Raw genomic sequence first — 21,155 nt, 5'->3', positions numbered from 1 at the left:
TGACGTCCATGGTCAGTACCGGTCGCGCCCTGGGTGAGGTGAGCCCGAGCAAGGCGGAGTTCGCCTCGCTCGCCGCGTCCCGCAGGGTCATCCCCGTGGTTCGGACCCTGCTCGCCGACGCGGAGACCCCGATCGCGCTATACCGCACGCTCGCGCGGGACCGGCCAGGCACGTTCCTGTTCGAGTCGGCGGAGAACGGTGAGTCGTGGTCGCGCTGGTCCTTCATCGGCGTGCGCAGCCCCGCCGCTCTCACCGTGCGCGATGGCCAGGCGTGCTGGCTCGGCACCCCGCCGGTCGGCCTGCCCACCGAGGGAAACCCGCTGGATGTCCTCCGCGAGACCCTGGATGTCCTGCACACCGAGCCACTACCGGGTATGCCACCGCTGACCGGCGGGTTGGTCGGCTACATCGGCTACGACGCGGTGCGCTGGCTGGAACGGCTGCCGGAGCTGGCCGAGAACGACCTGCGCATCCCCGAGCTGATCATGCTGTTCGCGACCGACCTGGCCGCGTTCGACCACCACGAGGGCACGGTCACGCTCATCGCCAACGCCGTCAACTGGGACGACTCGCCGGAGCGGGTCGATGCCGCCTACTCCGACGCCGTGCGCAGGCTCGACGTCATGACCGAGCAGCTCGCTACCCAGGCGCCGCCGACGACGGCGATGTTCGAGCGGCCGACGCCGGAGTTCACCCGTCGCCGCGACAAGGCGGACTACCACAAGGCCGTGCTGGAAGCGGTCGAGGCGATCCACGCGGGCGAGGCGTTCCAGGTGGTGCCCTCGCAGCGGTTCGAGATGACCACCGACGCCGACGCCCTCGACGTCTACCGTGTGCTGCGCAACACGAACCCGAGTCCGTACATGTACCTGCTGCGGCTGGACGGGTTCGACACCGAGGGCGACAAGATTTCCTTCGACATCGTGGGGTCGAGCCCCGAATCGTTGGTCACGGTGCGCGACGGTCGCGCGACGACCCACCCGATCGCGGGTACGCGGTGGCGCGGACAGGACCCCGACGAGGACGCGGTGCTCGCCAAGGACCTCCTCGCCGACGATAAGGAGCGCGCGGAACATCTGATGCTGGTCGACCTCGGCCGCAACGACCTCGGCCGCGTGTGTAAACCGGGCACCGTACACGTGGTGGACTTCTTCGCGATCGAGCGCTACAGCCACGTGATGCACCTCGTGTCCACCGTCACCGGACAGCTCGCCGACGACAAGTCCGCGTTCGACGCCGTCGCCGCCTGCTTCCCGGCAGGCACGCTGACCGGCGCGCCGAAGGTGCGGGCGATGGAGCTGATCGAGGAGCTGGAGCCCACCCGCCGTGGCCTCTACGGCGGCGTCGTCGGTTACTTCGACTTCGCGGGCGACGCCGACACCGCCATCGCCATCCGCACCGCGCTGATGCGCGACGGCACCGCCTACGTGCAGGCGGGCGGGGGAGTGGTGGCCGATTCCGACCCGGACTACGAGGACAACGAGTCGCTGAACAAGGCGCGCACGGTGCTCTCGGCCGTCGCGGCCGCCGCGACCATGCGAGATCCCAGTGGCTGATGGTGCTGGCGCCCCGAACACCGGAGCCGCCGCGAGGCGACCCGCCAAGCGGAGCCTGCTGGTCACTATCGCGCTGCTGCTGCTCAGCGCGCTCGCGTTCTGGGGTTCATCGCGGCTGACCTGGGTCGAGGTGCCGCCAGGGCGGCTGGTCGGCGGCCGCGCCGTTGATGACCTCAACGGTGCCGACTTCGTCGGGTGGCTGGTTCCCATGGCGGTGTTCACCCTCGCGGCCGTTGCCGCCGCACTCGGATTGCCGGGCCAAGCACGGCGCGTGCTCGGTGCGGGGCTCGCGCTGGTGGGCCTGCTCGCGGTGTGGTTCGCCTTCTACGGCGGGTATGAGATCGAGTGGTCTGGTTCGCTTCCAGGCTATGACGGTTCCGGCGACCCAGAGCGCACCGTGCGCGGCCCGATCACCGCGTTCACCGGCGCCCAGCTGTTGGTGGTCGCGGGAGTGGTACTGGTGGCGCGTGGTCCCGAGATGCCGCGGCTCGGTGCGAGGTACTCGGCGCCGGGCGGCGAATCCCCAGTTAGGGACTCGGATGAGGACCTATGGCGGGCCCTGTCGGACGGCGAGGATCCGACGTCGGGGTCGTAGTCCGTTCCCGCCCCCCGGGCGGGGATCGGCCGAAATGCGCGGGGTAGCATCTTTGCGGCGGGAAGGGAAAGGTTTTGTGATCGAGCTTGCGAGCACTGTGTCCGATCCGGTAGAGCGTGAGGGCGCCCGGTGAGCGTGCTGGAAGACATCATCGCCGGGGTCAGGGAGGACCTGGCCGAGCGAGAGAAGGCGTTGCCCTTCGACGAGCTCAAGCAGCGGGCCGCCAAGGCCCCCGAGCCGCGAAACGCCATCGCCGCGTTGAAGGAGCCTGGCATCGGCGTCATCGCCGAGGTCAAGCGACGCAGCCCGTCCAAAGGGCAGCTCGCCGAGCTGCCCGACCCCGCGGCATTGGCCGTCGACTACGCCGACGCTGGCGCGCGCGTCATCAGCGTGCTCACCGAGCAGCGGCGGTTCGGCGGGTCGCTTGCCGACTTGGACGCGGTGCGCGCCGCCGTCGACGTCCCCCTCCTGCGTAAGGACTTCATCGTCAGCCCGTACCAGGTGCACGAAGCGCGGGCGCACGGCGCTGATCTGGTATTGCTGATTGTCGCGGCGCTGGAGCAAAACGCCCTCGCCGCGCTGCTGGATCGGGTCGAGTCGCTCGGCATGACCGCGTTGGTCGAGGTGCACAACGCCGAGGAGGCCGACCGGGCGCTGGAAAGCGGCGCGCGGGTCATTGGCGTCAACGCCCGCAACCTACACAACCTCGAGGTCGATCGCGACGTCTTCAGCCGTCTCGCGCCCGGCCTGCCGCCAGACGTGCTCAAGATCGCCGAATCCGGCGTACGCGGACCTGGCGACCTGATGACCTACGCGGGCCACGGCGCCGACGCCGTCCTCGTCGGTGAGGGACTTGTCGCCAGCGACGACCCGAAATCGGCGCTGGTGCAGCTAGTGACGGCGGGTTCGCACCCGGCGTGTCCGAGGCCCGCCCGGTGACTGAGCAGCAGCGCAACCCGCACGACCCGGACGAGCGGGGACACTTCGGCCCTTACGGCGGCCGGTTCATGCCGGAGGCGCTCATCGGCGCGCTGGACGAACTCGCCGCCGAGTACGACAAGGCGCAGCGGGACCCGGCGTTCGTCGAGGAGTTCACCCGGCTGCTGCGGGACTACGCCAACCGCCCGTCGCTGCTGACCGAGGCGCCTCGCTTCGCCGAGCACGCGGGCGGCGGGCGGATCTTCCTCAAGCGCGAGGACTTGAACCACACCGGCTCCCACAAGATCAACAACGTGCTGGGCCAGGCGCTGCTCACCAAGCGGATGGGCAAGAAGCGGGTCATCGCCGAGACCGGCGCCGGGCAGCATGGCGTCGCCACCGCCACGGCGTGCGCGCTGATGGGCCTGGAGTGCACCGTCTACATGGGCCAGGTCGACACGGAGCGGCAGGCGCTCAACGTGGCGCGGATGAACCTTCTCGGCGCGGAGGTCATCCCTGTCGCCACCGGCTCACGCACCCTCAAGGACGCCATCAACGAGGCGCTGCGGGACTGGGTCACCAACGTCGACACCACCCACTACCTACTCGGCACGGCGGCAGGGGCGCACCCGTTCCCGATGATGGTGCGCAACTTCCACACGGTCATCGGTGAGGAAGCTCGCCGTCAGATCCTGGAGAAGGCGGGCAGGCTGCCGGACGCGGTCGCGGCGTGCGTTGGCGGCGGCTCCAACGCCATCGGCATCTTCCACGGCTTCATCGACGACCCGGACGTCCGGCTTGTCGGGTTCGAACCCGGTGGGCACGGCATCGACTCCGGCGAGCACGGCGCGACGCTCTCGCACGGCACACCCGGTGTGCTGCACGGTGCGCTGTCATACTTGTTGCAGGACGACGACGGCCAGACCATCGAGGCGTACTCGATCTCGGCGGGCCTGGACTATCCGGGGGTCGGGCCGGAGCACGCCTGGTTGAAGGACACCGGCCGTGCCGAGTACCGCTCGGTCACCGACGACGAGGCGATGGACGCGTTCCAATTGCTTTCTCGCACCGAGGGCATCATCCCGGCGATCGAGTCGGCGCACGCGCTAGCCGGGGCGCTGGTCCTTGGTCGCGAACTGGGCCCTGACGGGCTGATCGTGGTGAACCTGTCCGGCCGTGGCGACAAGGACATGGACACCGCCGCGAAGCACTTCGGCTACGTGGAGGAGTCGTGAGCGGACTCAACACACTGTTCGCGCGGGTCAAGGCCGAGGACAGGGCGGCGCTGATCGGATATCTGCCCGCCGGGTACCCCACCGTGGCCGAGTCGCGAGAGCTGTTGATCGCCATGCTGGACGGCGGCTGCGACCTCGTCGAGGTCGGCGTGCCGTACTCCGATCCGGTCATGGATGGCCCGACGATCCAAGCCGCCGCCGATACCGCGCTGCGCAACGGCTTTCGGCTGCGCGAGACGTTCGACGTCGTACAAACCATCACCGACCACGGCGGCCACGCGGTCGTGATGACCTACTGGAACCCGGTGCACCACTACGGCGTCGACTCCTTCGCGCGTGACCTCGCCGCGGCGGGTGGCCACGGCCTGATCACCCCTGACCTGATCCCCGACGAGGCCGAGAACTGGCTCGACGTCTCCGAGCGCCACGGCCTTGACCGAATTTTCCTGGTCGCGCCGTCGTCCTCGGAGGAACGTCTCGCTCGCACGGCCAAGGCGTCGTCCGGGTTCGTCTACGCCACCGCGGTCATGGGTGTGACCGGCGCTCGAGAGTCGGTCGGGGCGGGGGCCGCCGAGCTGGTGCGGCGTGCCCGCGCGCACACCGACCTGCCGATCGGTGTCGGTCTCGGGGTGCGTTCCGGCGACCAGGCCGCCGAGGTCGCGAGCTTCGCCGACGCTGTGATCGTCGGCTCGGCGTTCGTCACCGCTGCCCAAGAGGACACGGGCGCGGTTCGTGCGCTCGCTGAAGAACTCGCCGGGGGCGTCCGGCGAAAATCGGGACACGCTACGGTAGCGCCGTGAACATCGCAGCAGGCCCCGTCCTCGCCAGCTTCCCCAGCCCGCCGCAGGGTGTGTGGCAACTCGACCTCGGATTCGTCACGCTGCCCATCCGCGCTTACGCGTTGTGCATCATCGCGGGCATCATCGTCGCGATCTGGTGGGGTGACCGGCGCTGGGTCGCACGTGGCGGCACCAAGGGCACGATCATCGACATCGCGGTTTTCGCTGTCCCCTTTGGCCTGGTCGGCGGCAGGCTCTACCACGTATTGACCGACTACCACCGGTACTTCGGTGAGGGCGCGAACCCGATCGATGCCCTCAAGATCTGGGATGGCGGCCTTGGCATCTGGGGCGCGATCGCCCTCGGTGCTGTCGGCGCGTGGATCGCCTGCCGGACACGGGGCATCCCGCTGCCAGCGGTCGCGGACGCCGTCGCGCCTGGCATCGTCGTCGCGCAGGCCATCGGTAGGCTCGGCAACTACTTCAACCAGGAACTCTACGGCCGCGAGACTGACGTGCCGTGGGGCCTGGAGATCTACCAGCGGATCAATCCGGAAACCGGCCAGCTCGACCAGTTGCTCGGCGAGTCGACCGGCGATGTCATCGCCGTCGTACACCCGACGTTCCTGTACGAGCTGCTGTGGAACCTCGGTGTCGCGGTGCTGCTGGTGTGGGCCGATCGCCGCTTCCGGCTCGGTGGGGGCCGGGTGTTCGCGCTCTACGTCGCGGGATACACGGCGGGTCGGTTCTGGATCGAGATGATGCGCAGCGACCCGGCGACCGACGTCTTCGGTGTACGCATCAACGTGTGGGTTTCGGCGCTGGTGTTCCTCGGTGCGGTGACGTACCTGGTGCTCACCAGGAAACGCGGCAGGGAAGCACCGGAGGTAGCGCAGGGCAAGGTGGTGTCGGCGGAGTCCGGCACTGACACCGGAGACGGCGACAGCGACCGGTCCAGCGACGGCGACGGGCCCAGCGATGGCCGGCGGTCCAGCGACAGCGATGCTTCCGATGTCGCCGCCAGCGGCGAGCCCACCGAGTCCGACGCGGAGCGGAGCGAACAGCGCACCTCCGACAGCTAACGGCTGTCGCCACCCACCCCAATGATGCCGAGCACACCCACGTCGCTCAGTTGATCAACCTTGCGCCCTCAGTGACGAAAATATACGGACATAACGGACAAAAACTCGTCACTCAGGAAGTAAGGTTGATCAACAAGCACGGAAAGCGCGCCCACCGGCGGGCATGACGCGATCGCGCGACGATGGAAGCGGCGGGTGTGTGGCCGGCGAAATCGACGGCGATCAACACCGCCGCGTGGCGCCGCACCTGAGGTCCCGCTGAGAAGTGAGCGGACAATTCGGGACAGGGCACTAGTCTCGGGTCGTTCCTGATCTTTTGGCCGGTTCCACGGGGCTGGCTCCGCGGAGGGAGGCGCCATGACAGTGGTGGCCATCGGGTGCGCGCTCGCTTCGGCGGTGTTCGCCGCGCTGGGTGCGTTCCTGCAGCACAGCGGCGTGCGTCAGGTCAGCGTGGACGGGTCGCTCCGCTTGCGTACCCTGCCGTTGCTGATACGTGAGCGCACCTGGCTGCTCGGCGTGCTGGCACACGTCGGCACCGCCGCCGCGCAGATCACCGCCATCGCGCTCGCGCCGCTCGTCGTGGTGCAACCGATCGTGGTGCTGTCGCTGCCATTGGTGGCGCTCTTCGGCGCCCGCGCCAGCGGCCGCAAGCTCGGCTCGCTGGCCATCACCGGTATCGCCGCGACGGCCGGCGGGCTCGCGGTGTTCGTCGCGCTGACCGCCCGGACGGCCGTGGCCACCGAGGTCAGCACGGAACAGACATTGCTCGCTGGTGAGGTCGTCGCCGCGTTCGCGCTGGTCCTTGTCGGTTTTGGCGCGAGTCGCACTGGCCGCGCCCGGTGCCTCGCGTTCGCTGTGGCCGCGGGTGCGCTCTATGGTCTGGTGTCGGTGCTGATTCGCCGTGTCACCCAGGCGGTTATGGTGATGGAGCAGCCCGGCATCCCGTGGTTCTCCGGACTCGCCCTCGCGGCGGCCTTTCTGGCCGGATCGTGGCTGATCCAGGTCGCCTATGCCAGCGGCCCGGCGGATCTCGTCGTCGCCTGCGGCACAGCGCTCAACCCGATCACCGCCATTCTCATCGGCGCGAGCGTGCTCGGCGAGACGGCGGGCATCGGCGCGGGTGTCACGATGACGCTCGCGGTGTGTGGTGGCGTGGTCGTGTTCGGTGTCGCGCTGCTGGCGCATTCGCACGCGGCCGCCTTCGTCGCACCGCCTGCTGAACCAGAGACCTCATCAAATGCGCTTGGTCGGGCCAACAGCGCTCCACGTCGTTAGACTGAGACCCCAGTGACCTCGCGCACCCGCGCACAGAGGAGGCCGCATGCTCTTCTCGGCGCTCCCACATCGGCAGAACGGCTACGATCCGGCGGCCGAACACGACGGCTGCGGCGTCGCCATGGTCGCCGACATCCAGGGCAGGCGCTCCCACGACATCGTCAGTGACGGCCTGACCGCGCTGGACAACCTCGAACACCGAGGCGCGGCCGGTGCGGAGCCCACCAGCGGCGACGGTGCGGGCATCCTGCTGCAACTCCCAGACGAACTGCTGCGCGCCGACGTCGACTTCGCGCTGCCCGAACCGGACCTGGAGCAGGGCAACACCTACGCCGCCGGGATCGCGTTCCTGCCACACGGCGAGCAAGGGGAGGACGCCATCGCCCTGGTGGAGCGGCTCGCCGCCGACGAAGCCCTCGACGTTCTCGGTTGGCGCGAGCTACCCACCGATCCGGATCGCGCGGAGATCGGTCCCACCGCCCGTGGGGTCATGCCGCGCATGGCCATGCTCTTCGTCGCCGCTCGCGACGGCGCGGCCGGGATCGCGCTGGACCGGCGGGTCTACGGTCTGCGCCGCCGCGCCGAGCATGAGAGCGTCGCGGCGGGCTGCGGGCTGTACTTCCCGTCCCTGTCGGCCCGTACGATCGTGTACAAGGGCATGCTCACCGCGCCGCAGCTGCGGGAGTTCTTCCCCGACCTGCGTGACGAGCGCCTTGTCAGCGCGATCGCCCTGGTGCACAGCAGGTTCTCCACCAATACCTTCCCGTCGTGGCCGCTGGCCCACCCGTATCGCTACGTCGCCCACAACGGCGAGATCAACACGATTCGCGGCAACCGTAACCGGATGCGTGCCCGCGAGGCGCTGCTGGAGTCCGAGCTGATTCCCGGGGACCTGGCGCGGCTGTACCCGATCTGCTCCGAGGAGAACTCCGACTCGGCGTCGTTCGACGAGGTGCTGGAACTGTTGCATCTTGGCGGACGAAGCCTGCCGCACGCGGTCATGATCATGATCCCGGAGGCGTGGGAGAACCACGCGACCATGGATCCCAAGCGCAGGGATTTCTACCAGTTCCACGCGAGCCTCATGGAGCCGTGGGACGGCCCCGCGAGCGTCACTTTCAGCGACGGCGCCGTCGTCGGCGCGGTGCTGGACCGCAATGGCCTGCGGCCCGCGCGCTGGTGGCGCACCGTCGACGACCGCGTCGTGCTGGCCAGCGAGGCGGGTGTGCTCGACGTGCCGCCGGAACGCGTCATCGCCAAGGGCAGGCTCAAGCCGGGTCGGATGTTCCTGGTTGACACCGTTGCCGGGCGGCTCGTCGACGACGACGAGATCAAGGACGACCTCGCCAGCGAACACCCCTACGGCGACTGGGTGCACGCCGGGCTGCTCGCGCTCGCCGACCTGCCCGACCGCGAGCACGTCGTGCAGCCGCACGAGGCGGTGCTGCGCCGCCAGCTGACCTTCGGCTACACCAACGAGGAGCTGAAGATACTGCTTGGCCCGATGGCGACGACCGGGGCGGAACCGGTCGGCTCGATGGGCACCGACACACCGCCCGCCGTGCTCTCGCACCGTTCCCGGCTGCTGTACGACTACTTCTTCCAGCAGTTCGCGCAGGTCACCAACCCGCCGCTGGACGCGATCCGGGAAGAGTTGGTCACGTCGATGTCGCGCATCATGGGCCCGGAACAGAACCTGCTCGCGCCAGGCCCCGCGTCGTGCAGACACATCCAGCTGCCGCTGCCGGTGATCGACAACGACGAGCTGGCCAAGTTGATCCACATCAACGACGACGGCGACCTGCCCGGCTTCGCCTGCCGGGTGCTGAGTGGGCTCTACGACGTCGACGGCGGTGGTCAGGCGCTGGCGGACGCGATCGAACGGGTTCGCCATCAGGCGTCGGCCGCGATCGCGGACGGGGCGCGGATCCTGGTGCTTTCCGACAGGGACTCGGACCGCCAGTGGGCGCCGATTCCGTCCTTGTTACTGGTCGCCGCGGTGCACCATCATCTGGTGCGTACCAAGGAACGACTGCGTGTCGCGCTCGTTGTCGAGTCCGGTGACGCGCGCGAGGTGCACCACATCGCGCTGCTGCTTGGCTACGGTGCCGCCGCGGTGAACCCATACCTGGCATTCGAGTCCATCGAGGACTTGATCTCGACCGGTGCGATTACCGACGTCGATCCGCCGGTCGCGATCCGCAACTATGTCACGGCGCTGGTCAAGGGCACCCTCAAGATCATGTCCAAGATGGGCACCTCCACGGTGGGCGCGTACACCGCGGCGCAGGTGTTCGAGGCGGTCGGGCTCGGCCAGGACATCCTCGATGAGTACTTCACCGGAACCACCTCGGTGCTTGGCGGCGTCGGCCTCGATGTCCTCGCTGAGGAGGTGGCCTACCGGCACCGGCGCGCCTACCCGGCGAATCCCACCGACCGCGCCCACCGTGGCCTGGAAAGTGGCGGCGAGTATGCCTACCGGCGTGAAGGCGAGCTACACCTGTTCACCCCGGAGATGGTGTTCCTGCTCCAGCACGCCAGTTCCACCGGCCGTGAGAAGGCCTACCGCGCCTACACCGATGAGGTGCACCGGCTGGAACGTGACGGTTGCACGCTGCGCGGACTCTTCGAACTGCGCGGTGAGCGAGAACCGATATCGGTGGACGAGGTGGAGTCGGTCGAGTCGATTTGCCGCCGCTTCAACACCGGCGGCATGTCTTATGGCGCGATCTCGGCCGAGTCACACGAGACCCTCGCCATCGCGATGAACCGCATCGGTGGACGTTCCAACTGCGGCGAAGGCGGTGAGGACGCCGACCGCCTCTACGATCCGGAACGCCGAAGCGCGATCAAGCAGGTCGCGTCAGGACGTTTCGGCGTCACGAGCGAGTATCTGGTCAACGGCACTGACATCCAGATCAAGATGGCCCAAGGCGCCAAGCCGGGGGAGGGTGGCCAGCTGCCGCCGAACAAGGTCTATCCGTGGATCGCGCGCACCCGGCACTCCACGCCCGGCGTCGGGCTGATTTCCCCACCGCCGCACCACGACATCTACTCCATCGAGGACCTGGCGCAGCTCATCCATGACCTCAAGAACGCCAACGACGACGCCCGCGTGCACGTCAAGCTGGTGAGCGAGTTCGGAGTTGGCACCGTCGCCGCGGGCGTGGCCAAGGCGCACGCGGACGTCGTGCTGATCTCTGGGCACGACGGGGGCACTGGGGCCGCGCCGCTGAACTCGCTCAAGCACGCGGGCACGCCGTGGGAGATCGGGCTCGCGGAGACGCACAAGACGTTGCTGCTCAACGGGCTGCGGGACCGGATCAGGGTGCAGGTCGACGGTGGCCTCAAGACTGGTCGCGATGTCGTGATCGCCGCGCTACTCGGCGCGGAGGAGTACGGCTTCGCCACCGCACCGCTTGTCGTCGAGGGCTGCGTCATGATGCGCGTCTGTCACCTCGACACCTGTCCGGTCGGTGTGGCCACGCAGAATCCCGAGCTGCGCGAGCGCTACACCGGTCAGGCCGAGCACGTGGTGAACTACTTCCGGTTCGTCGCCCAGGAGGTGCGGGAGACCCTGGCCTCGCTCGGCTTGCGCAGCATCGATGAGGCGGTCGGGCACGCCGAGTTCCTGCGGGTGGACGAGGCTGTCGAGCATTGGAAAGCCAGCGGGCTCAACCTCGCGCCGGTGTTCGACCTGCCGCGCCAGTCGCCGTATGGCGGCGCGCTGCACCAGACCCGGGAACAGGACCATGGCCTTGACGTGGCGCTGGACCGCACCGTGATCCAACTGGCGGAGGCGGCGCTTGAGGACGCGTTTCCCATGCGGCTGGAGCTGCCGGTGCGCAACGTCAACCGCACGGTCGGCACTTTGCTCGGCGCGGAGATCACCCGGCGCTACGGTGGCGATGGCCTGCCGGACGGCACCATCGAGTTGACGTTGACCGGTTCGGCCGGGCAGTCGCTGGGTGCGTTCCTGCCGCGCGGCGTCACCATCGACCTGGTCGGCGATGCCAACGACTACGTGGGCAAGGGACTCTCCGGCGGTCGGATCGTGGTGCGACCGCATCCGGACGCCGAGTTCGAGGGCGCTGGCCCTGAAGAACACGTCATCGCGGGCAATGTGATCGCCTATGGCGCCACCGGCGGGGAGATCTACCTGCGAGGCAGAGTCGGGGAGCGTTGCTGCGTGCGCAACTCAGGGGCCACCGTGGTGGCCGAAGGCGTCGGCGACCACGCGTTCGAGTACATGACTGGCGGTATGGCCGTCGTGCTCGGCCCAACCGGACGCAACCTCGCCGCGGGGATGTCGGGCGGTGTCGGCTACGTACTCGACCTCGACCCGCAGCAGGTCAACCAAACCATGGTGGACCTGCAGGAACCCAGTGCGGACGACCTCGCCACGCTCAAGAACGTCATCGAGGCGCACCACGCCCGTACCGGTTCGGCGGTGGCGGCGTCCCTGCTCGGTGATTGGCCGCGCCGGTCGGCGGGGTTCACCAAGGTGATGCCGCGCGACTACCAGCGGGTCATGGAGGCCATCCGCCGCGCCCGCGCGCAGGGCAGGGACATCGACGAGGCGATCATGGAGGCGGCCAGTGGCTGACCCCACCGGCTTCCTCAAGTACCCGCGCCGCGACATGCCGAAGCGCCCCATCGACGAGCGCGTCGGCGACTGGCGTGAGGTGTACGCCGACGTCGATCCAGCCGAACGCGACGCCGACGTGTCCGAGCAGGCCACGCGGTGCATGGACTGCGGTATCCCGTTCTGCCATTCCGGCTCGGCCGGCTGCCCGCTTGGCAACCTGATCCCGGAGTGGAACGACCTGGTGCGCCGGGGCGACTGGGAGGCGGCCGCCGAGCGGTTGCATGCCACCAACAACTTCCCCGAGTTCACCGGAATGCTGTGTCCCGCACCGTGCGAGGCGGGGTGCGTGCTGTCGATCAACCAGGCGTCCGGTGGGCCGGTCACGATCAAACGCGTTGAGCAGGCCATCGCGGACAACGCCTGGGAACGCGACTACGCGAGACCGGAATGCGCCGAGGTGATCACTGGCAAGAGCGTCGCCGTCGTGGGGTCGGGGCCTGCCGGACTCGCCGCCGCGCAGCAGCTCACCCGCGCTGGGCACGACGTCACCGTGTACGAGCGGGACGATCGGCTCGGCGGCCTGATGCGCTACGGCATTCCCGAGTTCAAGATGTCGAAGAAGCGTCTTGAACAGCGCCTCGGCCAGATGCGTGCCGAAGGTACCCGGTTCGTCACCGGCTGCGAGGCCGGTGTCGACGTTACCGTGCCCCGGTTGCGGGAGAGGTTCGACGCGGTGGTCCTGGCCGTCGGCGCGCTCAACGGCCGGGACGACACGACCACGCCCGGCCGCGATCTCGACGGCATTCACCTCGCGATGGATCACTTGGTGCCCGCCAACAAGGAGTGCGAGGGCGACGGTCCGACGCCGATCTCAGCGGAGGGCAAGCACGTGATCATCGTGGGAGGCGGCGACACCGGCGCCGACTGCTACGGCACCGCTACCCGTCAGGGTGCGCTGTCGGTGACCCAGCTGGATCAGTACCCGCGCCCGCCGACCGAGCGTGACGAGGAACGCTCACCATGGCCGACGTGGCCATACATCCTGCGCACGTACCCGGTACACGAGGAAGGCGGCCAGCGGGAGTTCGCCGTCGGCATTGAGCGATTCGTGCCTGGCACCGGCGACGACGCCGGGCATGTGCGCCACATCGACCTTCGGACCGTGCGGGTACACAAGGACCCGGCCAGTGGACGTCGCGAGGTTTTTCCTGTCGGCGATGAGGTGCGCCGCATCCCCGCCGACCTGGTGCTGCTGGCGATCGGGTTCACCGGAGTCGAGCCGATGCGCGTGCTGGACGACCTCGGCATCACGCTCACTCCGCGCGGCACCATCTCCTGTGGCGCCGACTGGCAGACGTCCGCCGAAGGTGTGTTCGTTTGCGGCGACGCTCATCGGGGCGCGTCGCTGATCGTGTGGGCGATCGCCGAGGGGCGGTCGGTGGCCAGTGCCGTGGACACCTACCTCACCGGCACCTCCGAGTTACCCGCCCCCGTACACCCCACGGCGCTACCACTGGCCACGGTGAGCTGACCCACGATAGCCGCGTGGCGCCCCGGCGATCTCACCCAGGGTAGTCGCGTTGGCACGATGCGAGTCACACCGTCGCGTTGCTCTGTTCAGGTGTTAGGCGCGTTAACGCGTATTGCTCGGTGCGGCTCGTCGCTTACCGTCGAGCAAGTTGATCCTGTGATGAGGTCAGTGCCATCGGGCGGCGAGGGCCATGGTGAGGACGAGTATGAAGCGACTGATCGCACGAATGTCGACGATGCTCGCCGGGGTGGCGCTGGCCTCGGCCGCGCTAACACCGCAGGCGGCGGCCCTCTCGGCGAGCGCCCCCGCTCCTAACCTCGCGGCCGACATCGCGAGCAGACTGGTGCCCCAGACGGTGTCCGCGGACGCGACGGACTACTGGACGCCGGAACGCATGCGCGACGCCGTCGAACTCGACAAGATCGAGCTGTCGCGGTTGCCCGACCTCGGCGACGTCCGCGTCGGCGAGCCGATGTCCGTCGCACCGAGCCCCGCCGCTGACCTACTCCGGCTGCCGCGCCTGCTGCCCGGTCTTGGCGGGGGCGGGTCCGATGCCGACGAGTCGACCGGCAGTCCGTGGACGGACGGCGGCGACGTCGTCGCCACGGCGGGCAGGGTGTTCTTCACGATCGACGGAAGGGACGCCTCCTGCAGCGGCAACGCCGTCACCAGCGAGAACAAGAGCACCGTGATCACAGCGGGTCACTGCGTGAAGTACCAGGGCAGCTGGCACTCCGACTGGGTCTTCGTGCCCGCCTACCACGATGGGAAGGCGCCGTACGGTGAGTGGCCAGCGGCGAGTACGCACACCACACCTCAGTGGGATGCCAGCGAAGACATCAACTACGACATCGGTGCGGCCGTGGTGCGCTCGGTCGGTGGGCAACGGCTCACCGACGTCGTCGGTGGCCAGGGCATCGCGTTCAACCAGCCGCGTGGCCAGCGGGCGTACGCGTTCGGCTACCCGGCCGCCGACCCGTACGACGGCAGCAGACTGATCTATTGTGCTGGGACGACGTTCGACGACTTCCTGTTCTCCAACGACCTCGGCTTGAACTGCGACATGACGGGTGGGTCGAGCGGCGGACCGTGGTTCGTCGGCTTCGACCCGCTGCGGGGTATCGGCATGCAGAACTCGGTGAACAGCTTCGGTTACGTGTTCCTGCCGGATGTGATGTTCGGGCCGTACTTCGGTGACACGGCACGGCAGCTCTACGAGGACGTCCAGAACCGCTAGTATCCGTCAGCTGGACGCGGCCACCACGCGGATGACCGCGCCCGTATCATGGGGTGCGTGAATTGGACAGTCGACGTCCCCATGAACACCTTGCCCTCGCTGCCGCCGCTGCCCGCCGAGCTACGCAAGCGGCTGGACGACGCGCTCGCACTGCCCGCGGCCCAGCAGCCGGAGTGGCCGGACGACGAGAACCTGCTGCATGTGCGCGGCGTGCTGGAGTCGGTGCCGCCGATCACGGTGCCCGCCGAGGTCGACCGGCTCACCCAGCGGCTGGCGAGCGTCGCGAACGGCGAGGCGTTTCTGCTCCAGGGCGGGGACTGCGCGGAGACGTTCGAGTCCAACACCGAGCCACACATCCGCGCCAACCTGCGGACCTTGCTCCAGATGGCGGTGGTGCTGACCTACGGCGCGAGCCTGCCGGTGATCAAGGTCGGCCGGATCGCGGGCCAGTACGCGAAGCCTCGTTCCAACTCGACCGATGCGCTCGGGCTACCGGTGTACCGGGGCGACATCGTCAACTCGCTCGCCGCCTCGCCTGAGATGCGGGTGCCGGACCCGGCCCGCATGATCCGCGCTTACGCCAATTCGGGCGCGGCGATGAACCTGGTGCGCGCGCTGACCGCGGCGGGCATGGCTGACCTGGCGCACCTGCACGACTGGAACAAGGACTTCGTGATGAACTCCCCCGCCGGGGCGCGTTACGAGGCGCTGGCCAGTGAGATCGACCGGGGCCTCCGCTTCATGTCAGCGTGCGGCGTCAACGACTCCTCCTTGCACACCACCGAGATCTACGCCAGCCACGAGGCGCTGCTGCTGGACTACGAGCGCGCCATGCTCCGGCTCGACGACCCGGAGTCGGCTGAGGCGAAGCTCTACAACCTGTCCTCGCACTTCCTCTGGATCGGTGAGCGCACCCGCCAGCTCGATGGCGCTCACATCGCCTTCGCCGAGATCATGGCCAACCCGATCGGCGTCAAGATCGGCCCGACTACCACTCCGGAGCAGGCGGTGGAGTACGTCGAGCGGCTCGATCCGCACAACCAGCCTGGCAGGCTGACGCTGATCTCGCGGATGGGCAACGGCAAGGTGCGCGAGGTGCTGCCCGCGATCGTGGAGAAGGTCGAGGCGTCGGGTCACAAGGTCATCTGGCAATGCGACCCGATGCACGGCAACACCCACGAGTCGTCCAATGGCTACAAGACCCGCCATTTCGACCGTGTCGTCGACGAGGTGCAGGGATTCTTCGAGGTGCACCGTGCGCTGGGCAGTTATCCTGGTGGCATCCATGTCGAGCTGACCGGCGAGGATGTCACCGAGTGCCTCGGCGGCGCCCAAGACATCTCCGACCTTGATCTCTCCGGTCGCTATGAGACCGCCTGCGATCCCCGGCTCAACACGCAGCAGTCGCTGGAGCTTGCGTTCCTTGTCGCGGAGATGTTGCGGAACTAAGGGCGTTGACCGCGCCGCGTGGGGTCGACGTCGCCACACGGCGCCTGGCGCGGGGAACCGCTAGCTGCACAGCTCGTGCAGGATCGCGGTCTCCTTCTCGACCGCCTCCGCCAGTACCCCGATGTCGGGTGCGGCGTCCGCGTTCGCGTTGAATCCGATGTGGACGGCGTCGCGGTACGGCGTGACCGCGACGCCGATCGCTTGCCCTGGTGCGAGCGGCACCACGGGGTACGCCGCCTTGAGCCTGGCGCCGCCAACTCGCAGCGGGATGTTGGGGAGTGGCACGTTGGTGACGGTGGTGTCGAACAACGCGTTGCTCGACACCCCGACGAACCCGGTGAAGAGCCGGTGCAGTGGTACCGGTAGCTGGTTCGCCAGCAGCGGTAACGTGCCAGGCCCCGCGTTCGGGCCCGCCGACTTGTTGCGGTCCATGCATGCCCTGACCTCGGCGAGTCGGCCAAGCGGGCTGGCGATACCGACCGGCAGGTCGCAGAGGTAACCGGACAGCCGGTTGCCCGCGCCCGCGATGCGGGAACGGAGGCTGACTGGGATCAGCGCGCGCAGCGTCAGGCCGTCGACGCGCTCGCCACGCCAGCGCAGCCAGGTGCGCAAGGCGCCAGAGAGCACCGCGAGCGCGACGTCGTTCGGCGTGCCGCCGTGTCGCTTGCGGATCATCCGCACGTCGGCGGCGTCGATCCGGACGAAGGCGAGCCGCCGTGCCGTCGACGGGAACGCCGCGAGCGGGGCGTTGTGCAGCGGGCGCGCGGCACGCGCGATGTCCCAGCCATTGCGTGCGTTACGCACGGCGTCGTCGAGATGGTCACGCCATGAACGCCCGACCGGTTCCGGTGGAGCGGGTGGCTCGGTGTGTGGCGGCATCCCGTCGAAGAGGCCGGCGGCGACCCGCACCGCACCCGCGCCGTCCGTCAGCGCGTGGTGCAGCTTGAGCAGCAATGCGAACTGGCCGCCCGGTAGATCGGTGAGTACGTCGAGCTGCCACGGCGGCGCGTCCGGTGGTAGCGGTTCGGTGATCCACTCCGAGGCGTAGCGCGACAGCGCGGCCGGGTCGTGCACGTCGGGAGCGTGGCGGACGCGGAGGTGACGTTCGGCATCGAACACCGGATCTCGTTCCCACTGCGCACCGCCGAGCGGAAACCAGGTGTCGCGTAGCCGTAGCCGGAGGCGGGGAATCGCTTCGGCGCGTGCCGCGAGCAGCCACCAGAGTTGTTCCGGGTCCGCGTTGCCGGTGGGCTGAAACACCCCCACCGCGCCCATGTGCATCGGGGTGTTGGGGCTGTCAAGGGCAATAAAGGCCGCGTCGAGTCCGCTGAGCGGTTCGGTGTGTGGCACTGTTCCACGTCCAGAAGTCGGGTGGGTAGTGAGTGCGTCGATGCTCCGCCGTCACACTCTACGGAGCTGGGTCCGGACGTGCGCGGTCAAACCGCGCCGAACCGCGTCGCTGACCCGTCCCGAGCGCAGATTGCCGTGTGCACGTTGCCGGGTGCTCATGAGCGGGCCCACCGGCGTTTACGGGAAGGCCCACAATCGCACGGCGGAACCGGCTTCAACACGCTCGCCGCCGTCGGGCTGCTGCCGGAAGACCCGGGAACCGACGGGGCTATCGCCGCCTCGAACGATCTCCGCCGTGAGCCCAGCGTCGGCGAGGATCCGGCGTGCGTCGTCCACCGTTTTGAAGCTCAGGTTGGGCACCTCGACGGCGTTGGACACGTAGACGCCGACGCGCACGCCCTCGCTGTCCGGCGTGGTGCCCGCCCCCGGATCGGTGCGGACCACGTGGCCCGCCGCGACATCGGGGGAGAACTCCTCACCAGCGTCGTACGGCTCGAAGCCGGCCTCGCGCAAGATGCTGAACGCTTCGTCGCGACTCTTGCCCGCGACGGTCGGTACCGGGGTCGGCGGTGGGCCTTTGGACAGGGCGTACGTGACCGTCTCACCGATCGCCAGCGGCGTGCCGGGGCTAGGTGCGACCCCGAGGACAGCGCCCTCGGGGATCGACTCGTGGTACTCGTCGATGCTCGGGTCGTGTGTGGCGGTGAGCTGGACCTTTTCGATCGCGGCGATGGCGTCGGCGCGGCTCGTCCCCGGCTCGATGTCGGGTACGGTGGGCCTGCCGAGCGACATCACCAAGGTGATCTCGTCGCCCGCTGACAGTTCGGCGCCCGCGGCAGGGTCGGTGCCGATCGCGGTGTTCTCGCCGATGGTGTTGTGTCGCTCTTCGACGACGCGCGGGGTGAGTTCGGCCGCGGCGAGCACCTGTTTCGCCCGTTCGAGCGGCATGCCTTCGACGTCAGGCACGGTCACGCGGGACGCGATGTCGTAGACCCACATGCCGCCGGCGACGAGCCCCGCGATGGCGAGCAGGGCGGCGGCGAGCACCGCGAACCGGGGTACGCGGCGCCGGGTCCGCTGCTCGTCGAAGACCTCGTCGGGGTGGTCCAGCAGCTGTGTGCGGTTGATCGGTTTGTTGCCCGCCCCTGATGGCTCGCCGTTGCGCGGCATGCCGTTGGCCGGTGCGCCGTGCGCGGGCGCGTCGTTCGATATCGGTGTGACCGGTGCCATCGCGGGCACCGTGCGGTCGTCGTCGGCCTCGGCGTCCGGCGGTGGCAGGGCGGGCACGGGCACCAGTGCGAGGCCGAGTGTGTCCCTGACCCGGCGCGACTCGGCGAGCATGGCGGTGGCGTCGGCCGGTCGGTCCTGCACGCGTCTGCTGGTCGCCATGCGTACCAAGCCGTCGAGCGCTGCTGGCACCCGCGGGTTGCTCGCGCTCGGCGCGGGAACGTCCGTGTTGACATGCTGGTATGCGACCGACAGCGCGGTGTCACCGGTGAACGCTGGGCTGCCGGTGAGCATCTCGTACAGCAACAGTCCAACCGAATAGACGTCGCTGCGGGTGGTCGCCACGCCCGTCTCGACCTGTTCCGGCGATAGGTAGGCGACGGTGCCGAGGATCACGCTCGAGCTGGTGGTTCCCGCGCTGGCGAGTGCGCGAACCAGTCCGAAGTCGGCGACCTTGACGATGCCGCCGCCCTGCTGGCCGGGACCGCTCACGCGTCCAATGAGCACGTTCTCCGGTTTGATGTCGCGATGCACGAGATCGGCCTGGTGCGCCGCGGCGAGGGCGGAGAGCACTTGTTCAATGATGCTGAGCGCGAGCGCCGGGTCGAGCTTGCCCCGATGCTCGAGGAGGTCGCGCAACGTACCGCCGTCGACGAGCTCCATCACGAGGAAGGCGTGCACGTTGTCGCCTGACTGGTCGACGCCCTGGTCGTGCACTGCCACCACGTTCGGGTGGTGCAGTTTGGCCGCGGCCCTTGCTTCCTGCTCGAACCGTTCGGTCCAGGAACGGTCGGCGGCGTACTGCTGGTCCATGACCTTGATCGCCACCGGGCGGTCCAACCTGGTGTCGATGCCTCGGTACACGGCCGACATCCCACCGCGCGCGAGTAGGCTCCGTACCTCGTACCGGTGATCGAGCAATTCCCCGACCAGGGTGGCCTCGCGTGCTGTCACGACACGAAATGGTAGCTGGCCGTGGTGATGGCGTGGGCGGCGATGGGCCAATCGTGCGGTCACCCTCGGCTGGCACGTGCGCGGTGTGGCAAGGTGACATGCGTGGGTGCGATTCCAGTCGCCGATGACGTCTTGAACGCCGAGATCGCCGTGATCAGTCTTCCGGAAGCGGCGAACCGGATAGGCGTGTCGGTGAGCAAAATACGTCAGATGCTCAGGGACGGTCATCTCATCGCCGTACGGCGGGACGGGGAGCTGTGCATCCCCGAGGAGTTTTTCGGTGAGCGAGGCCCGGTGAAGGGGCTCGCTGGCACCTTGACGGTGCTCTCCGACTCCGGTTTCGAGCCGACAGAGATGCTGAACTGGCTGTTCACCTCAGACGACAGCCTGCCGGGCGTGACACCGATCAACGCCCTGCGCACCAATCATGGCACTGAGGTGAAACGGCGCGCGCAGGCACTGGCGTTCTAGCGAAGGCGCGATGGTTTCGACGGTTCCGACCGCACCGGTCACCGGTGCGGTCGGAATGCCCGCTCGCTCAGCGTGGCTTCAACCACGCCCTAGTCGTCAGCCGTTCATCTTGTCCCGCCAAGCGATCCAGGAACGCAGGCGAGAGAGGTCGTAGTCCGGGCCGCTCGCGCCGACGGTGAACAGCGTGACGCCGAGGCCGAGCATGGCGGGACCAACGTCCTCGGGGTCCCCGCCGACGCCGATCGACCGTTCGATCTCCGCCGGGTCGCGGCCGATGTCGGCGCAGTGCTGGTCTAGGACGCTGACCTTACGTGCCACGACCTCGGGGTCGCCGAAGCTGTGCCAGATGTCGGCGTGTTTGGCGACCATGCGCAGCGTCTTCTTCTCACCGCCGCCGCCGATGAGTACGGGGATGTGTCGCGTCGGCGGTGGGTTGAGCTTGCTGAACCGATTCTCGATGCGCGGCATGGCTTCGGCGAGGTCGTTGAGCCTGCCGCCCGCGGTGCCGAACTCATAGCCGTACTCGTCGTAGTCCTTCTGGAACCATCCGGCCCCCATGCCCAGGATCAGCCTGCCGCCGCTGATGTGGTCGACGGTGCGGGCCATGTCGGCGACCAGTTCGGGGTTGCGGTAGCTGTTGCAGGTAACCAGCGCGCCGATCTCGACGCGCGAGGTGCTCTCCGCCCAGGCGCCGAGTATGGTCCAGCACTCGAAGTGCTTGCCCTCCGGCTCGCCAGACAACGGGTAGAAGTGGTCCCAGTTGAACACGATGTCGACACCGAGATCTTCGGCTTCCGACGCCGCGCGTCGGATGGCGTCGTAGTCGGCGTGCTGCGGTTGAAGCTGAAAGCCGATGCGGATAGGTCGATTCGTTGCCGTGGTCATGGGCCCACGGTACCGGCGACCGC

The 21,155-nt window shown here is 68.5% G+C and carries 15 protein-coding genes; 12 read left to right on the top strand and 3 right to left on the bottom strand.

Features of this window, described 5'->3' with window-relative positions; all coding sequences use genetic code 11:
- Positions 1 to 8 precede the first annotated feature (8 nt).
- The 11 genes from ACFQGD_RS21100 (at position 9) to ACFQGD_RS21050 (ending at position 16,245) form a co-directional block, all read left to right on the top strand.
- Positions 9 to 1,556, top strand: a complete 1,548-nt coding sequence (locus ACFQGD_RS21100) for an anthranilate synthase component I (protein WP_390183333.1) — start codon at positions 9 to 11, stop codon at positions 1,554 to 1,556.
- Positions 1,549 to 2,151 carry a Trp biosynthesis-associated membrane protein gene (locus ACFQGD_RS21095; RefSeq protein ID WP_345397469.1) on the top strand — a complete coding sequence of 201 codons (603 nt, stop codon included), beginning with the start codon at positions 1,549 to 1,551 and terminating at the stop codon, positions 2,149 to 2,151. Before ACFQGD_RS21100 ends, ACFQGD_RS21095 begins: the two co-directional genes overlap by 8 nt.
- Before the next feature lie 129 nt (positions 2,152 to 2,280).
- Positions 2,281 to 3,090 (top strand): indole-3-glycerol phosphate synthase TrpC, encoded by an 810-nt coding sequence (gene trpC / locus ACFQGD_RS21090; RefSeq protein WP_345397466.1) that lies wholly within the window; start codon positions 2,281 to 2,283, stop codon positions 3,088 to 3,090.
- On the top strand, positions 3,069 to 4,304 hold the full coding sequence (gene trpB / locus ACFQGD_RS21085) for a tryptophan synthase subunit beta (protein ID WP_345397463.1): 1,236 nt from the start codon (positions 3,069 to 3,071) through the stop codon (positions 4,302 to 4,304). The genes trpC and trpB overlap by 22 nt, the downstream gene beginning before the upstream one ends.
- Positions 4,301 to 5,104, top strand: a complete 804-nt coding sequence (gene trpA / locus ACFQGD_RS21080) for a tryptophan synthase subunit alpha (RefSeq protein ID WP_345397460.1) — start codon at positions 4,301 to 4,303, stop codon at positions 5,102 to 5,104. The genes trpB and trpA overlap by 4 nt, the downstream gene beginning before the upstream one ends.
- Positions 5,101 to 6,165 (top strand): prolipoprotein diacylglyceryl transferase, encoded by a 1,065-nt coding sequence (lgt, locus tag ACFQGD_RS21075; protein WP_345397457.1) that lies wholly within the window; start codon positions 5,101 to 5,103, stop codon positions 6,163 to 6,165. Before trpA ends, lgt begins: the two co-directional genes overlap by 4 nt.
- Positions 6,166 to 6,522: 357 nt before the next feature.
- Entirely contained in the window at positions 6,523 to 7,440 is a 918-nt protein-coding gene (locus tag ACFQGD_RS21070; protein WP_345397454.1) for a DMT family protein, read from the top strand.
- Between the two features lie 46 nt (positions 7,441 to 7,486).
- A complete protein-coding gene (gltB, locus tag ACFQGD_RS21065; RefSeq protein ID WP_345397451.1) occupies positions 7,487 to 12,046 on the top strand; it encodes a glutamate synthase large subunit in 4,560 nt (1,519 codons plus the stop codon).
- Positions 12,039 to 13,559, top strand: coding sequence for a glutamate synthase subunit beta (locus ACFQGD_RS21060; RefSeq protein ID WP_345397448.1), 1,521 nt, complete (start codon positions 12,039 to 12,041; stop codon positions 13,557 to 13,559). Before gltB ends, ACFQGD_RS21060 begins: the two co-directional genes overlap by 8 nt.
- 205 nt (positions 13,560 to 13,764) lie before the next feature.
- Positions 13,765 to 14,796 (top strand): trypsin-like serine peptidase, encoded by a 1,032-nt coding sequence (locus ACFQGD_RS21055; protein WP_345397445.1) that lies wholly within the window; start codon positions 13,765 to 13,767, stop codon positions 14,794 to 14,796.
- Between the two features lie 48 nt (positions 14,797 to 14,844).
- The gene (locus tag ACFQGD_RS21050) at positions 14,845 to 16,245 is read left to right on the top strand and encodes a class II 3-deoxy-7-phosphoheptulonate synthase (RefSeq protein WP_390183331.1); all 1,401 of its coding nucleotides are present in this window, start codon (positions 14,845 to 14,847) and stop codon (positions 16,243 to 16,245) included.
- Between the two features lie 60 nt (positions 16,246 to 16,305).
- On the opposite strand, the gene ACFQGD_RS21045 is transcribed toward ACFQGD_RS21050, so the two are convergent.
- Both ACFQGD_RS21045 and ACFQGD_RS21040 read right to left on the bottom strand, forming a co-directional pair.
- The gene (locus ACFQGD_RS21045) at positions 16,306 to 17,595 is read right to left on the bottom strand and encodes a wax ester/triacylglycerol synthase domain-containing protein (RefSeq protein WP_345397442.1); all 1,290 of its coding nucleotides are present in this window, start codon (positions 17,593 to 17,595) and stop codon (positions 16,306 to 16,308) included.
- 177 nt (positions 17,596 to 17,772) lie between these two features.
- Positions 17,773 to 19,776, bottom strand: coding sequence for a PASTA domain-containing protein (locus ACFQGD_RS21040; RefSeq protein ID WP_345397439.1), 2,004 nt, complete (start codon positions 19,774 to 19,776; stop codon positions 17,773 to 17,775).
- 102 nt (positions 19,777 to 19,878) lie between these two features.
- Between ACFQGD_RS21040 and ACFQGD_RS21035 the strand changes: the two genes are divergently transcribed.
- A complete protein-coding gene (locus ACFQGD_RS21035) occupies positions 19,879 to 20,247 on the top strand; it encodes an Rv2175c family DNA-binding protein (protein WP_345397436.1) in 369 nt (122 codons plus the stop codon).
- 96 nt (positions 20,248 to 20,343) lie between these two features.
- On the opposite strand, the gene ACFQGD_RS21030 is transcribed toward ACFQGD_RS21035, so the two are convergent.
- A complete protein-coding gene (locus ACFQGD_RS21030) occupies positions 20,344 to 21,132 on the bottom strand; it encodes an LLM class F420-dependent oxidoreductase (RefSeq protein ID WP_345397432.1) in 789 nt (262 codons plus the stop codon).
- Positions 21,133 to 21,155 lie beyond the last annotated feature (23 nt).

The sequence above is a fragment of the Haloechinothrix salitolerans genome (assembly GCF_042662605.1).
GTDB lineage: Bacteria > Actinomycetota > Actinomycetes > Mycobacteriales > Pseudonocardiaceae > Haloechinothrix_A > Haloechinothrix_A salitolerans.
Note: the sequence above shows the minus strand (reverse complement) of the source record. Positions and strands in the feature narration are given on the sequence as shown.